The following is a 1,051-nucleotide window of genomic DNA, read 5'->3' on the forward strand; positions in this document are numbered from 1 at the left end:
GAGGCGCGCTCCACGATCGTGGCGGCGCTGCGCGAACAGGGCCGGATCGTCGCGGAGAAGCGCCCGTACCTGCACTCCGTGGGCCACTGCTCGCGCTGCAAGACCACGGTCGAGCCGCGGCTGTCCATGCAGTGGTGGGTCAAGGTCGAGCCGCTGGCCAAGGCCGCCGGTGACGCGGTGCGCGACGGCCGGGTCGCCATCCACCCGCCGGAGCTGTCGAAGCGCTACTTCGACTGGGTCGACAACATGCACGACTGGTGCATCTCGCGCCAGCTGTGGTGGGGTCACCGCATCCCCGTCTGGTACGGCCCCGACGGCGAGACGGTGTGCGTCGGCCCGGACGAGCAGCCGCCGAGCGGCGAGGGCTGGACCCAGGACCAGGACGTCCTGGACACCTGGTTCTCCTCCGGCCTGTGGCCGTTCTCCACGCTCGGCTGGCCCGAGCAGACCGAGTCGCTCGCGAAGTTCTACCCGAACTCGGTCCTGGTCACCGGCCACGACATCATCTTCTTCTGGGTCGCCCGGATGATGATGTTCGGTCTGTACGCGATGGACGGCAAGGAGCCGTTCCACACCATCGCGCTGACCGGGCTCGTGCGCGACGAGTTCGGCAAGAAGATGTCCAAGTCCAACCCCAACTCGGTGGACCCGCTGGACTGGATGGACAAGTACGGCGCCGACGCCGTCCGCTTCACCCTGGCCCGCGGCGCCAACCCCGGCGCGGACGTGCCGATCGGCGAGGACTGGGTCCAGGCCTCCCGCAACTTCGCCAACAAGATCTGGAACGCCACCCGGTTCGCGCTCATCAACGGCGCCACCGTGGAGGGCCCGCTGCCGGAGACCGCCGAACTGTCGGCCACCGACCGCTGGATCCTGTCCCGGCTGAACACCGTCATCGCCGAGGCCGACGCCGCCTACGAGAGCTATGAGTTCGCCAAGGCCAGCGATCTGCTGTTCCACTTCGCGTGGGACGAGGTCTTCGACTGGTACGTCGAACTGTCCAAGACGGTCTTCGCGGCCGGCGGCCGTCCGGCCGAGGCATCCCGTCGGG

The 1,051-nt window shown here is 68.8% G+C and carries 1 protein-coding gene; it reads left to right on the forward strand.

The window, feature by feature from the left end; translation table 11 throughout:
* Positions 1-1,051: class I tRNA ligase family protein (locus tag ACWF62_RS20685; protein ID WP_452631310.1), on the forward strand; the 1,051-nt coding region annotated here is incomplete at both ends.

This window comes from Rhodococcus sp. NPDC054953 (assembly GCF_053609225.1).